This window comes from Pseudomonas sp. GP01-A4 (assembly GCF_058780865.1).
The window spans coordinates 1-15,218 of sequence record NZ_JBYSWF010000024.1 but is presented as its reverse complement, the minus strand read 5'-3'; the positions used below and the strand labels follow the sequence as shown (position 1 = coordinate 15,218).

Annotated in this window: 5 protein-coding genes; 3 read left to right on the top strand and 2 right to left on the bottom strand. The window is 63.4% G+C overall.

Annotation, left to right across the window (positions count from 1 at the left end):
* Window positions 1–2 precede the first annotated feature (2 nt).
* Entirely contained in the window at window positions 3–12,371 is a 12,369-nt protein-coding gene (locus AC3WKX_RS15745; protein ID WP_102605421.1) for a non-ribosomal peptide synthase/polyketide synthase, read from the bottom strand.
* Between the two features lie 174 nt (window positions 12,372–12,545).
* Here AC3WKX_RS15745 and AC3WKX_RS15740 point away from each other — a divergent pair, with 174 nt between their 5' ends.
* Both AC3WKX_RS15740 and AC3WKX_RS15735 read left to right on the top strand, forming a co-directional pair.
* Complete coding sequence (locus AC3WKX_RS15740; protein ID WP_102605420.1) at window positions 12,546–12,833, top strand: type II toxin-antitoxin system HicA family toxin; 288 nt, start codon at window positions 12,546–12,548, stop codon at window positions 12,831–12,833.
* Window positions 12,830–13,186: a type II toxin-antitoxin system HicB family antitoxin gene (locus tag AC3WKX_RS15735; protein WP_087695354.1), complete on the top strand. Its 357-nt coding sequence runs from the start codon at window positions 12,830–12,832 to the stop codon at window positions 13,184–13,186. Before AC3WKX_RS15740 ends, AC3WKX_RS15735 begins: the two co-directional genes overlap by 4 nt.
* Here AC3WKX_RS15735 and AC3WKX_RS15730 read toward each other — a convergent pair whose 3' ends face one another.
* Window positions 13,187–14,359, bottom strand: coding sequence for an MFS transporter (locus AC3WKX_RS15730; RefSeq protein WP_102369571.1), 1,173 nt, complete (start codon window positions 14,357–14,359; stop codon window positions 13,187–13,189).
* 134 nt (window positions 14,360–14,493) lie between these two features.
* Here AC3WKX_RS15730 and AC3WKX_RS15725 point away from each other — a divergent pair, with 134 nt between their 5' ends.
* Window positions 14,494–15,078, top strand: a complete 585-nt coding sequence (locus AC3WKX_RS15725; protein ID WP_102605419.1) for a TetR/AcrR family transcriptional regulator — start codon at window positions 14,494–14,496, stop codon at window positions 15,076–15,078.
* Window positions 15,079–15,218 lie beyond the last annotated feature (140 nt).

Here is a 15,218-nt window from a genome sequence, read left to right as displayed (position 1 = left end):
TTTCAAAGGGTCTCCAGGTCTGCCAGGAAGTCATGCATCTCACTCAAGTCTTCGCTGGAGTGAGGTGTCAGGTGCACCGCCAGTTGCGCGGCGTACTCCGACAGCGATGGGGTTCGAAATAAAAGGTCCAGGGGCACGGCTGCGCCTTGCTCCATTTGCAGGCGGGCTGTCGCTTGGGTCGCCAGCAAGGAATGCCCGCCCAATTCAAAGAAGTTGTCGTCGCGCCCTACCCGCGCAAGCTTGAGCACCTCTTGCCAGATCTGTGCGACGCTCTGCTCAAGCGCCCCTTGCGGCGCCACATAGGCCCGCAGCAACTGATTGGCGTCGGGCAGCGGCAAGGCTTTGCGGTCCAGCTTGCCGTTGGGCGTCAGCGGGAAGCGCTCAAGCAGCATCCAGTGCGCCGGAATCATGTAGTCCGGCAGGTCGCAGGCGAGCCGCGCCTTCAGCTCGTCGCGCAGCGCCACCAACGACTGCGCCTCGGCCGCCTCAGTACCGGCCGCAATCAGGTAGGCCACCAACTGCGTGCCACCCGGTCCTTGCTGAGGCACCACCACCGCCTCGCGGATCGCGTCCTGCGCCAACAGGCACGCTTCGATCTCTCCCAACTCGATGCGAAAGCCACGAATTTTCACCTGGTGGTCTGCCCGGCCGATGTACTCGATCACACCGTCGATGCGATGTCGCGCAAGATCACCGGTGCGGTACAGCCGTGTGCCATTGCCAAATGGATCCGGCAGGAAGCGTTCGGCGGTGAGCGCCGGCCGCTCGTGGTACCCGCGCGCCAGGCCATCACCGCCAATCAGCAATTCACCGATCAACCCGACAGGGTTCGGCGCGAAGTGCTCGCCGACGATGTACAGCGAGGTGTTGGCAATCGGCCGGCCGAGGTAAGGCAAGCGCTTGTCTGTGGTCAGTGGATAAGCCGCCGACCAGATCGTGGTTTCCGTGGGCCCATAGAGGTTCCAGACCGGGCCTGCGACCGCCAGCAAGCGCTCGGCCAGGTCCTCGGCCAATGCCTCGCCGCCACACAGGCATGTGCGTCCGGCAAGACGCTCGGCCATGGGATGCTCAAGCAACATGCGCCACGTCGACGGCGTGGCCTGCACGATACTGACCCGCTGCTGTTCGATAATCCCCAGCAATGCTTCAGGGTCGTGGGCGCTCTGTTTGTCCACCAGCACCACGGCCGCACCGCTGAACAGCGCGCCGTACAGTTCCAGGCCGAAAATATCGAACGAGAAGGTGGTCAGCGACAGCAGGCGGTCACTTGCCTCGATGCCTGGTTCGCGGGCCATGCTGGCAACGAAATTCACCAGGGCACCATGGCGTACCATCACACCCTTGGGCTTGCCGGTAGAGCCCGAGGTATAAATGGCGTAGCACAGGTTATCGCCGTCCACCGACACCTGCGGATTGGCCGCCTGTTCAGGGCTGACCGATTCATCCATTGCACTCGCCAAGACGGTGTGCACCCCTGCCGGAATCGGCAACTGGCGCAGCAACGATGCCTGGGTCAGAAGCAACTGCAACCCACTGTCTTCAATCATGTGGGCCAGGCGATCCACCGGATAGTGCGGATCGAGCGGCACGTAGGCGCCACCGGCCTTGAGGATCGCCAGCAGCCCGACGATCATGTCCACCCCACGCTCAAGGGCGATACCCACCGGTTGGTCAGCGCCGACACCGAGTTCAATCAAACGATGCGCCAGGCGATTGGCCTGGGTATTGAGTTGAGCGTAGGTCAGCGCCTGATCAGCAAACAGCAGCGCCGTGGCATCCGGCGTCTGCCGTGCCCGCGCCTCAAACAGACGATGAATGCAGTGCTCGCCCGGGTAGACGCTTGCGGTGGCGTTCCAGTCCTGCAATTGCTGGCGGGTTTCACTCGGGTCCAACAGCGTGAGGTCACCCAGTGGGCGTGCGGCATCGCTGCTCATTTGCAGCAGAAGACGCTTGAGGTGCACGCCGATCTGCTCCACCGACACAGGTGTGAAGCTCGCACATTGATAGCTGAACTGCACGGTCAGCTCGGCGCCCAGGCCCACCAGCAGGGTCAGCGGGTAGTTGGTTTGCTCCAGATTGCCCACGGCACCAAAGCGCAGACCCTGAGGCGAACCTTTCTCCAGGGCTTCTGAAATCGGATAGTTCTCAAACACCAGGATGTTGTCGAACAGCGCTTCACCACCCTGCCCCGCCCAGCGCTGGATATCGAACAACGCGGTGTGCTCGAAGTCCCGCAACGCCAGGTTCTGCGCCTGGACGCTGTGCAGCCAATTCCCCAGGCTCTGCTCGGAGCGCGGGCTGGCAATGACCGGCAAGGTGTTGATGAACAGGCCAATCTGTTGCTCGACGCCTGCCAGGTCCGCCGGGCGCCCCGACACGGTTGCGCCGAAGGCGACGCAGGACTTTGCGCTGTAACGCTGTAACAGCAATAGCCACGCAGCCTGGACCACAGTGTTGACGGTGACTTTCGCCTCTCGGGCAAAGTCGCCCAGACGGCGCGTTTGCTGCTCATCGAGGTGCAGGTGGTGGTGAGCGTAAAGGTGGGTGGCGATGGCCTGCGCCGGACGGGCAAACATCTGCGCCAGGCGAATCGGTTCATCCAGGGCGTGCAACTGCTCCTTCCAGAACGCTTCGCCGAGCGATGCGTCCTGCCGCTTCAGCCACGCGATGTAATCACGATACCGGCCAACGGGCCGTGCCACGGTTTCTGCGCTGTAGTGCTGTAACACTTCGCCGAGCAACTGCGCGCTGCTCCAGCCATCCATCAGGATGTGATGGTTGGTGTAGATCAGGTGATGACGATCAGTTGCCGTGCGTACCAGTACCAGGCGCATCAAGGGCGCGCAGTTCAGGTCCAGGCCTTGGGCGCGCTCTTCATCGGCAAGGGTTTGCAGTGCCGCATCCCGATCGGCGTGACCGCTCCAGTCGAGCACACGGAACGGCACCTGCACTTGACGCTGTACCACCTGCATCGGTTGTTCAAGATTGCCTTGCCAGATGAACCCGGTACGCAGGATGTCATGGGCATCCACCACGGCTTGCCAGGCCGCGCGGAAGCGTTGCGGATCGACGCCATCGATATCCAGGCGCATCTGGTTGATGTAATCGCCATTCCCCTGTTCGAGCAAGGTGTGGAACAGCATGCCCTGCTGCATCGGTGACAACGGGTAGATGTCGTCGATGCCTTGAGGTTCGAGCACCAGCGCATCGAGTTGGGCCTGAGACAGTTGCGCCAACGGGAAATCCGACGGCGTCACTCCCCGGTTGGCGTTGTCACAGCAATGGCCGATCAGCGCCGTCAGTTCTTGCACATAGTCGTCGGCCAGGCGCTGGATGGTCGCGGCATCGAACATCGCGCCGCTGTAGGTCCAGCTCAGGTCCAGTTCACCACCGAAGACTTTGCTGTTGAGCGCCAGCGGGTTGCCGAGCGGCCCCTGCAGGTTGACTTCTTCACCGCCGGATTCGCCGGTCGGCACAAACAGGGCGTCGTCGGCGGTATCGAAGCTGGCGTCGAACTGACCGAGATAGTTGAAGGTCAGGCACGGTAGCGGCAAGGCTTGCAAAGACTCCCGTGTCTGTTCATCGCCCAGGTACGCCAGTGCGCCGAAGCCGATGCCCCTATGCGGAATTGCCCGCAGCTGCTCCTTGATCTGCTTGAGCGACCCAGCGAGATCCGCAACCGGCGACAGCCGCGCCGGGAACACGCTGGTGAACCAGCCCACGGTACGGGTCAGGTCGATGTGCTCGAACACGTCTTCGCGACCGTGCCCCTCAAGCAACACCAACGCATTGTCGTCACCGGTCCAGCGCGTTATCACCCGCGCCAGCGCGGTCAGCAATACGTCGTTGACCTGGGTGCGATAGGCCGCCGGCGCATCCTGCAACAGCTGGCGGGTCAGGGCCCGGTCCAGCTTGCTACGAAAGGTCAGGGCCTGATCATGTTGCTGCCCGCCGTTCGGACGGTCATACGGCAAGGTTGGCGAAGCGCCCTGCAACTGTTGTTGCCAGAAACCCAGCTCGGCCTGCAGCGCAGGGGTTGTGGCGTAGCCCTGCAATGCCGCCGCCCAGGCCTTGACCGCACTGGTCCTGGCCGGCAACTGCACACCTGCGCCTGAAAGGATTTGCCGGTAGGCGTTCTGCAGATCCTCGAACAGAATCCGCCACGACACGCCATCGACCACCAGGTGATGGATAATCAGCAACAGCCGTTGAGTGCCGTCCGCCAGGTTCGCCAGCACCGCGCGTATCAGCGAGCCACCGTTCAATTGCAGGCTGCGCTGGGCCTCGTCACCCAGTGCCTCAAGGGCTGCGAGGTCCGCGACCTCCACTGGCCATAGAAGCGTTTGATCCGTGTGCGCCGCGACGTCACGGTAGTGTGCCGACCAGCCGTCAGCCCGTTCGACGAAATCCAGGCGCAAGCTGTCGTGATGCGCCACCAAAGCCTCCAGCGCCTGCTCCAGTGCGTGTGCATCCAGTGCCTGCGCCGGCTTGAGCATCACCGACTGGTTCCAGTGGTGACGATCGGGAATTTCCTGAGCGAAGAATTGTTGATGAATCGGCAACAGCACCGTGGTGCCGGTTGCCGGTCGCTGATCGATCGACGGCAGCGTCTCACCGGCCTGTGCGACCACGGCCAGCGCCTGGATGCTCTGGTGCTGGAACAGGTCTTTGGGGCTGAAGCGAATCCCCGCCTGCCGCGCACGGCTGACCACCTGGATCGAAATGATCGAATCGCCACCCAGTTCGAAGAAGTTGTCGCTGATACCCACCTGCCCAAGCTTGAGCACGTCTTGCCAGATCGTCGCCAGTTGCTGCTCCAGCGCGTTGCGCGGAGCGACGTAGGCTTGTTGCAGTTGACTGACATCCGGTTTGGGCAGGTTCTTGCGATCCAGCTTGCCGTTCGGTGTCAGCGGCATGCGTTCCAGAGACAAGACATACGCCGGCACCATATGCGCCGGCAATGAAGCCTGGAGCTGCGCACGCAGGTCTTCGCTGAAACCGGCACGGGCTGAATCGCCGACCACGTAAGCCACCAGGCGCTTGCCGCTGCCGGCGCTGCCTTCCTGGGCCACGACCACCGCTTCGCGCACACCCTGGAGGGCTTGCAGCGCCGCTTCGACCTCACCCAGCTCGATGCGGAAACCGCGGATCTTCACCTGATTGTCGATACGATCCAGATAGTCGAACGTGCCGTCGGCGCGCTGGCGCACCAGGTCGCCTGTGCGGTAAAGCAGGCCGCCAGCGGCGCTGAACGGGTCAGCGACAAAACGCTCGGCGGTCAGCCCCGGTCGGTTGAGGTACCCACGGGCCAGGCCGGTGCCCCCCAGATACAGCTCACCGGCCATGCCTTGGGGCAACAGGTTCAGGTCGGTGTCGAGCACATAGGCGCTGCGGTCACCGATGCGGCTGCCGATCGGCGCGTAGGCAGCACCGCACGGCACCTCGCGACCGGCCTTCCAGATCAGCGGGGTGACCACGGTTTCGGTCGGGCCGTAGCCGTTGATGATGTAGTCCGGATCGAGCGCACGCTTGACCCGCTCGAAACTGGCGTTCGGCACCGCGTCACCGCCAAAGCAATAGATGCGCACCTTCGGTGGATTGCCGACGCGCTCGGCATGTTCGGCCAGTTGTTGCAGGTACACCGGCGGGAACGCGACCACGGTCACGCCGTGTTCGATCATGGCGTTGTAGGTCTGCTCCGGCGTCCACAGCGTGTCGTCGCGAATCAGCAGCGAAGCCCCGTGAGTCAGGCTGGTCAGCCAGCGCTCGTGGGCACCGTCGAAGGCGAACGACATGAAGTGGAACTCGCAGTCGCTGTCGCGCATTTCATAGCGCTGGCCGATGGCCTGGCAATGCATGGCCAATGGACCGTGGGCAACGCTGACGCCTTTCGGATTGCCAGTGGAGCCGGAGGTGTAGATCACATACGCAAGGTTGTGCGGGTCGAGCTGCACCGAGGGTGCCTTGATCGACTGCTCACGCAGATCAAGACGGTCCAGCTCCAGCAAGGGTACCGATTCGGCAACAGGCAGCTGCGCCGACACCGACGAATCGCTGATCAGCAGCGCCAGCCCCGAATCCTCGATCAGGTAGGCCAGGCGCTCGCGCGGGTAGAGGGTGTCCAGCGGCACATAAGCGCCGCCGGCCTTGAGCACCGCCAGCAACGCCACAATTACCGACTCGCTGCGCGGCAACGCCACACCCACACGGGTTTCAGCGCCAACGCCGCGGGCGATCAGCGCGTGGGCCAGTTGGTTGGCGCGCTGGTCGATTTCACCGTAGCTGAACTGCCGATCGTTGAAAATCACCGCTGTGCGTTGCGGGCGCTCGGCCGCCAGGGTGGCAATGCGCTGATGCACGCCGATGTCCACCGGGTACGGCTGTGGATGGTTCTGCGCTTGCTGGCGGGCCTGTTCGTCGCGGCTTGCCAGGGCGATTTCACCCAGGTTGCGTTCTGCCGACTCGGCAAACTGCTCAAGCAGTTGCAGCAAATGCGCACTGATGCCTTCGACCACCTCGCTCGCGAATTGGCCGCGGTCGAAGCTGTAATGCAACGCCAGCTGCCGGCCGAGGGTCACCGCCACGCTCAACGCGTAGTGCGTCTGTTCCAGGTTGCCCACATCGCCGAACACCAGCCCCTGCCCGGCCTGGCTCAGCGCCTGGGCTACCGGATAGTTTTCGAACACCAGGATATTGTCGAACAGCGCTTCACCGCCCTGCCCGGCCCAACGTTGGATGTCCGCCAGCGGCGTGTGTTCGAAGTCACGCAGGCTGAGATTCTGCGCCTGCACCGTTTGCAACCATTGGCCGACGCTTTGATCGGGACGCGGTGCGCCGATCACCGGGAGGGTGTTGATGAACAGGCCGACCTGTTGCTCGATGCCCGGCAAGTCCGCCGGACGACCGGCCACGGTCGCACCGAACGCGACTGCTTCGTGTCCGGTATAGCGTTGCAGCAACAGCAGCCACGCGGCTTGCACGAGGGTGTTGACGGTGATTTTCTGCTGGCGGGCAAACGCTTCCAGCGCCTGGGTGCGTTGCTCGTCCAGCGTCAGGTAATGGTCGCCGTGACCGCTCTGGCGCGCGCCTGCGGTGGCCGCGCGGGCCAGCCGGGTCGGCGCTTGCAGCGCGGCCAGTTGTTCGCTCCAGAAGTCCTGGCTCAACTGGGCGTCCTGACGTTGCAGCCAGGCGATGTAGTCGCGATAACGGCCGCCGGCATTCGCCGGTGTGCGGCCGCTATAGCGCTGCAATACTTCGCCGAGCAACTGCGAGTTGCTCCAGCCGTCCATCAGGATGTGGTGATGGGTGTAAATCAGGTGCCATTGGTCACTGCCGGTCTGCACCAGTACCAGGCGCAGCAGGGGTGCACAGGCCAGGTCAAACCCTTGCGCTCGTTCGGCATCGGCCAGCGCCGCGAGGGCCGCCGGCTGATCGTCGCGGGCCCGCCAATCCAGGGTGGCGAACGGCAGTTGCACCTGCTTGTGCACGATCTGCAGCGGTTGCGCCAGCTCGCCCTGCCAGACGAAACCGCTGCGCAGGATGTCTTGCGCATCGACGGTGGCCTGCCAAGCGGCGCGGAAACGCTCGGGATCCAGGCCCTGCACGTCGACGCGCAACTGGTTGATGTACTCACCCGCCGCCTGTTCGTACAGGGTATGGAACAGCAACCCTTGCTGCATGGGCGACAGCGGATAGAGATCGTCGAGCTGGCCGGCCGGCACCGGCAGCGCATCCAGTTGCGCCTGGGTCACCCGCGCCAGCGGGAAGTCCGATGGCGTGGCTTGCGCGGCCGGCAAGGTGCAGCAGTGTTCGATCAGTGCATGCAGCTCGCTGGCATAGCGGTCCACCAGTTGCTGCACGGTCGCGCTGTCGAACATCTCGCGGCTGAAGCCCCAGCTCATCGACAGTTCGCCGCCATAGACCTGGCCTTCAACCGTCAGCCAGTTGGCCAATGGTGCCGCCAGGTCCTGTGCCACACCGCTGGTTTCGGCAGACGGCACAAACAAGGCCGCGTCGTCGAACTGACGGTCGAACTGGCCCAGGTAGTTGAAGGTGATCCGCGGTGGCGCCAGTGCCGCCAGCTCGGCGCGTATTGCCGGGGCCGCCAGATGACGCAGCACGCCATAGCCCAGGCCTTTGTCCGGCACCGCGCGCAGTTGCTCCTTGATCGACTTGATCGAACCGTCGAGGTCATCGCTGGCGGTGAGGTTGACCGCGAACAGGCTGGTGAACCAACCCACGGTGCGACTCAGGTCGATGTCATCGAACAGGTCTTCGCGGCCATGGCCTTCAAGCTCGATCAGCGTGCCTGCCTGACCGCTCCAGCGACTGATGGTGCGGGCCAACGCGGTGAGCAGCAGGTCATTGACCTGCGTGCGGTACGCGGCGGGCGCCTGTTGCAGCAACTGACGGGTCCGTGCGGCGTCGAGTCGCCACTCGATTTTTTCACCCTGCGCATTTTGCAGGCTGGCGTCAGGTCGGTCGCACGGCAGATCCTTCGCATCCTGATGCTGGGTTTTCCAGTACATCAGTTGTTCATCGAAGCGCTGCACTTGCTGTTCGAGCCGCGCAGTCCAACCCTGGAATGCACTGGTTTTCGGCGGCAGCTCAATGCCGCCGCCTGCCGCCAATTGTTCGTAAGCCTGCTGCAGATCTTCCAGTAATACGCGCCAGGACACACCGTCGACCACCAGGTGGTGAACGATCAGCGCCAGGCGCTGGCTGCCATCGGCCAGCGTGACCAGCAAGGCTCGCAACAGCGGGCCGTTTTGCAGGTCAAGGCTGCGCTGCGCCTCGTTGCACAAGGTATTCAGGTGTTCCGCCGACTCGGCATCGCGTAGCCACAGATCAGCGCTGGCCACTGGAGCATCGTGGTTTTGCTGCCAGCCCTCGGTGCTTTCGGTAAAACGCAGGCGCAAGGCATCGTGGTGATTGATGATGTGCGTCAGCGCTGTATCGAGCCACTGCGCATTCAAGGCCTCACGGGGAGTCAGCAGCAGCGATTGGTTCCAGTGTTCGCGCACCGGCATCCCGCGGCTGAAGAAATGCTGCTGGATCGGCCCGAGCACGGCATCACCGCTCACCGGCCCCTGATCCACCGCCGAGCGTTTATCGAGGGTGGCGACCAGTGCCAGGCTGCGCACGGTCTGGTACTGGAACAGGTCACGCGGGCTGACGCGGATGCCGGCCTGCCGCGCACGGCTGACCACCTGGATGGAGATGATCGAATCGCCGCCCAGCTCGAAGAAGTTGTCTTCGAGGCCGACGCGCTCAAGACCGAGCACATCCTCCCAGATCGCCGCCAGGGCTTTTTGCAATGCATCCTGTGGCGCCACAAACGCCTGCTGCGGCGCAGCTTCCGGCAACGGCAAGGCCTTGCGGTCGAGCTTGCCGTTGGCGGTCACCGGCAATTTCACCAGCGGCATCAGGTGGGTGGGCACCATGTATTCCGGCAGGCTGTTCAACAGCCACGCCTTGAGCTCCGGTTGCCACGGCGTGGCAGGCTCGCCTCCCTCCAGCACCAGGTAAGCAACCAACTGTTTGCCCCCCTGCACCAGCACCACGGCCTCGCGCACCAGCGGGTGTTGCATCAGGCGGGTCTCGATCTCACCCAGTTCGATGCGCAGGCCGCGCAGCTTGACCTGATGATCGAGGCGGCCGAGGTATTCGATCACACCGTCGGCGCGCTGGCGCACCCGGTCGCCGGTCCGGTACAGCCGCGCACCGTCATTGAACGGGCACGGCACAAAACGCTCGGCGGTGAGCGCCGGGCGGCGGTGGTAACTGCGGGCCAGCCCGGTGCCACCGAGGTAAAGCTCACCGCTGACGCCTGCCGGCACAGGGTTGAGTTGCGCGTCGAGGATGTAGGTTCCCAGATTGGCAATGGGGCGGCCGATGGGCACGCTGTCGGTACCTTCGTCGATGCAGGTCCAATGGGTGACGTCGATGGCCGCTTCCGTCGGGCCGTAGAGGTTGTACAACCCGGCGCCCGGAAGCTTGGCGAACACCTGCAACTGCGCATCCAGCGCCAGCGCCTCGCCACTGCATACGATGCGCTTGAGGCTGGCGCAGGCCTGCACGCCCGGCTCGTGGATAAATGCCTGCAGCATCGACGGTACAAAGTGCAGCGTGGTGATAGCGTGCTCGCCAATGGTCTCGATCAGGCGAGCCGGTTCGCGATGCTCGCCGGGTGCTGCGACCACCAGCCGTGCGCCGCTCATCAACGGCCAGAAGAACTCCCACACCGACACGTCAAAGCTGAACGGGGTTTTCTGCAACACTGCGTCGCTGGCATCCAGGCCATAAGCCTGCTGCATCCAGCACAGGCGGTTGACCAACGCACGATGGCTGTTGCCGGCGCCCTTGGGCTTGCCGGTGGAGCCGGAGGTGTAGATCACATAGGCGAGGTTCAGCGCGTGCACGTTGACGGCCAGAGGCTCGCGGCCGTAATCGTCGAGCCAGCCTTGTGCCTGGTCGAGTGCGATGACGTTGATGCCGTCGACCGGCAAGGTCGACAGCAGGCCCTGCTGGCTGAGCAGCAGCCCTATGCCACTGTCTTCGATCATGTAAGCCAGGCGTTCGCGGGGGTATTCAGGGTCCAGCGGGACGTAGGCGCCGCCGGCCTTGAGAACCGCCAGCAGGCCGACCACCATTTCGATGGAGCGCTCGATGCAGATCCCCACCAGTACGTCCGGGCCAACACCCTGCTCGCGCAGGGCATGGGCCAACTGGTTGGCGCGCGCGTCGAGCTGCGCGTAGGTCAACTGCGTCGCGCCGAACACCAGGGCAACGGCGTGCGGAGTGCGTTGTACCTGGTCTTCGATCAGGTGGTGGATGCCACGTTCGGTCGGGTACGCCTCGGCCGTCTGGTTCCAGTCATGCACCAGCACGTGCTGCTCTGCGGCGGCGAGCATCGGCAGTTCACCGATGCGCTGGCTGCCATCGGCGACCATCGCCTGCAACAGGCTGAGCCAGTGCCGGGCCATGCGCTCGATGGTGGCGGCGTCGAACAGGTCATTGGCATAGGTCAGCGCGGCGTGCAGGGTGCCGGACTTCTCGTAGGTGTCCAGGCTCAGGTCAAACTGGGTGGTACGGCCTTGCCATTGCACCAGGGACAGTTCAAGCCCGGAGGCGGTGTTGACCGCGGCGATGTCCGCCACTTGCGGCTGATGGTTGTACATCACCTGGAACAGCGGCGTGTGGCTCAGGCTGCGCTCGACTTTCAAGGCTTCTACCAGGCGTTCGAACGGCAATTCCTGATGGGCCTGGGCGCCCAGTGCGTGTTCCTTGATGCCTTGCAGCAACTCGTCGACGCGGGTTTGCCCGGTCAGTTCGGTGCGCAACACCTGGGTATTGACGAAGAAACCGATCAGCCCTTCGACTTCGCTGCGGTTGCGGTTGGCAATCGGCACGCCAACCCGAATGTCGCCCTGCCCGGTGTAGCGATGCAGCAGCACGTTGAACGCGCCGAGCAGCAACATGAACAAGGTCACATTGTGTTTTTGCGCGCAACTGCGCAACTGCGCAGCCAGCGCCGGATCAATCGCAAAGTCATGCCGGGTGCCCTGGTAGCTGGGCATCGCCGGGCGTGGATGGTCGATGGGCAACTCCAGTACCGGGTGCTCATCCCCCAGCCGCGCCTGCCAGTATTCCAACTGACGGGCCTGTTCTCCCGCCTCCAGCCAGCGACGCTGCCAAAGGGCGTAGTCGCTGTACTGGATCGGAAGCGGCGCAAGTGGCGGCAGCTCATGACGCTCATGGGCGTCGTAGCAGCGAATGAACTCGTCGATCAGCACGTTCATCGACCAGCCGTCGGACACGATGTGGTGCAAGGTCAGCAGCAGCACGTGTTCCTGCTCGGCCAGCTTGAGCAATTGCACCCGCAGCAGCGGGCCGTTGGCCAGGTCGAAGGGCAACAGCGACTGACGGGTAGCGGCCTGCATCACCGCCTGCTCACGCTCGGCGGGTGCCAGGGCGCTGAAGTCCAACTGTTCGACCACCAGCGGCGACTGTGCGGCCACTTGCAACAGACGATCATCCGCCTGGCGCTGGAACACCGTGCGCAACGTCTCATGGCGGGCCACCAGGCTGGCGAACGCCTGCTCGATCGCCGGCAGGCTCAAGGCGCCCTTGAGCCGTACCGCGCCGGGCAGGTTATAGGCGCCACTGGCCGGATCCAGTTGCCACAGAAACCACATCCGCTGCTGCGCATAGGACAGCGCCTGCCGGTCCTCGGCCTCCACCCCTGCCGGGATCGGAAACCGGGAAAAATCCACCCCTTCCTTGTGCAGCGCCTGGAGGAACATCTGGCGTTTTTCCAGGGGCAACCCGATAAACCGGCGAGCAAGTTTCAAGGAGTCTTCAGCGTTCATTTCTTGGGATCCGGGGCAATAGGCAGGAAGCACAAAGGCACGTCGTCCCTATAAAACGAATCCGGAAGGGAAAAATTAGCGGGGATTGGGGGCGCAGACCACGGCGTCATCAAGGGTTACATCAAACACCGAGAGGCTCGGCGCGGCTGTCCTATCATTGACGCAACCCATCAATTGCAACTACATTTAGTTGCAGGCGAGAATCGCCGTGTCGAAAAAAATGAAAAGCTGCTGGCCAAACTGCTCAATGAGCAATCGGCCTTTACCTGGCCCGAACTCGTCACGCTGCTGCGGCGCCTGGGATACACGCAAATCGAAGGGGCGGGTAGCCGGGTCAGGTTCGACATAGGCGCCCCCAGTGCAATGATCACCCTGCACAAGCCTCACCCCGGCAACGAACTGAAACACTACATTCGGCGCCAGATCATCGAACAATTGAAATCAGGAGAACTGATTCAGTGAACAACCAGCTGAAACACAAAGGCTACATCGGCTCCATCGAAGCCAGCATCGAAGACAACTGCCTGTTCGGAAAGCTGCTTTTCATCAAGGCCCTGGTCAGCTACGAGGGCAAAACCGTCGCCGAACTGGACGCCGCCTTTTGCACCGCCGTGGACGACTACATCGAGACCTGCCAGGCCCTTGGGCAAGCACCGGAAAAGCCCTGCAAGGGTTCGTTCAACGTCCGTGTCGGCCATGAACTCCACCTGGCCGCCGCGCTTGCCGCGACCCGGCAAAAAGTCACGTTGAACGATCTCACGCGCCAGGCGCTGAACGAATTCCTGCAACATCGCGGCGCACTGGTGACCGGGTAATCACCCCAACCGCCGATACCCCAGCACCGCCGCCCCAAGCACCACCGCACCCGCCGCCAGCGCCACCCAGAACCCGCTGGGTGCGCCGAAGCGGTCGATCATCCAGCCGGAGCTGGCAGCACCAATGGCCACGCCGATGCTCAGGCCGGTGATCAGCCAGGTCATGCCTTCGGTCAAGCGGCTGGGCGGAACGATTTGTTCCACCAGGGCCATGGACACGATCAGGGTCGGGGCGAAGAACAGGCCGGAGATGAAGATCGCGGCTGCCAACCCCGGAATATTCGTCACCAGCAACAACGGCAGCGTGGTCACGGCGGTGGCCACGCCGCAGTACAAGAACTGGCGCGGCAGCGGTGCTTTCAACTTGAGCGCACCAAACGCCAGCCCGGCCAGGCACGAACCGATGGCGTATACCGACAATACAATGCTCGCCGCGGCGGGCTGGCCCTGATGCTGGGCGAACGCGACACTGACCACATCCACCACCCCAACGATGATGCCCATGGCCATCAACAGCACCATCAGGATCAACACCGAGGGCGAGGCAATCAGCCAACGGCCGTGCTCGGCGTGATGTTCATGCACCGGTGGCTCGGTCTGGCGTTGCAGCACAAAGGCGGTCACGCCCACTGCCAGAAACAGCGCGGCAATCAACGGCCCCGCTTCGGGGAACAGCAGCACGCACAGGCCCACCGAGACCGGCGGGCCAATAATGAACACCACCTCGTCGAGCACCGACTCCAGGGCAAACGCCGTTTGCAGTTTGGGCTGGCCGCGATACAGCTCGGTCCAGCGCGCCCGCACCATGGCCGACATGTTGGGCATGCAGCCGGCCAGGGCGGCAAAGACGAACAGCGTCCACGTTGGCGCCTGCACCCGGGTGCAGAGCAACAGCAGCAACAGCGCGCCGCCGCCGATGGACGCGGCCACCGGCAACACCCGGCCCTGGCCATAACGGTCCACCAACCGTGAGACCTGGGGCGCGCAAAACGCGGTGGCCAGGGCGAAGGTAGCGGTCACCGCACCGGCCAAACCGTAACCGCCGTGCACTTGCGACAGCATGGTGATCAAGCCGATCCCGGTCATGGAGATCGGCATGCGGGCCAGCATGCCCGCCAATACAAAAGCCCTGGAACCTGGCGCCTGGAACAGCTCGGCGTAGGGGTTTGCCATGGTGTGTAACCTCTTCCTGAGCGCCCTGAAACTTGCTATTCGAGGTTTTCGGGGCAAAATACATACGGTGCGTATGTGACAAATCATGCGTAACATACGCGTCGTATGTCAATCACCTATTGTGAGCCTTACCCATGAGCCGAGCCCGTGCAGACATGATCGAAGACACCCGCGCCCGCCTGATCGCCAGCGCCCGCCAGGCCTTCGCCACACAAGGCTACGCCCAGACGTCGATGGACGATTTCACCGCTCGCGCCGGCCTGACCCGGGGTGCGTTGTACCATCATTTTGGCGACAAGAAAGGCTTGCTGGCGGCGGTGGTTGCGCAGCTCGACGGTGAAATGGATGCGAGCCTGCAGCGTATCTCGGAGCAGGCGGTTGATCCTTGGGAAGGGTTTTGCGAGCGCTGCCGGGTTTATTTGCGCATGGCTCAGGATCCCGAGGTCCAGCGCATCGTATTGCAGGATGCCCCGGCGGTGCTGGGCGCAACTGACCAGCAGCAATGCGTGGACTCGCTGCGCCAGCTGCTCGATGACCTGATGCAAGCGGGCCTCATCGAGCAGGCGTGCAGCCAGGCGCTGGCGAGGCTGATCAATGGCAGCCTGGTGAGCGCATCGTTGTGGATCGCCCAGGATGGAGACTCGGGTGTGCGGCTGGAAGAGGCTCTGCGAGGGCTGGAGTTGTTGTTGCGCGGGTTGAAGCCCAATGCCGTGTGCTGAACGAGTGCGGCGGGGGTGGTCAGGATCCAGGGGGGCATATCCATTATTTAGGTAACGGCCACCTATGGTTCCGCTCTTACAGCGGCTCACTTTGGAAAAGCCCCAAAGTAAGCAAAGGGCTCTGCCCCGCCTGTCGGGGG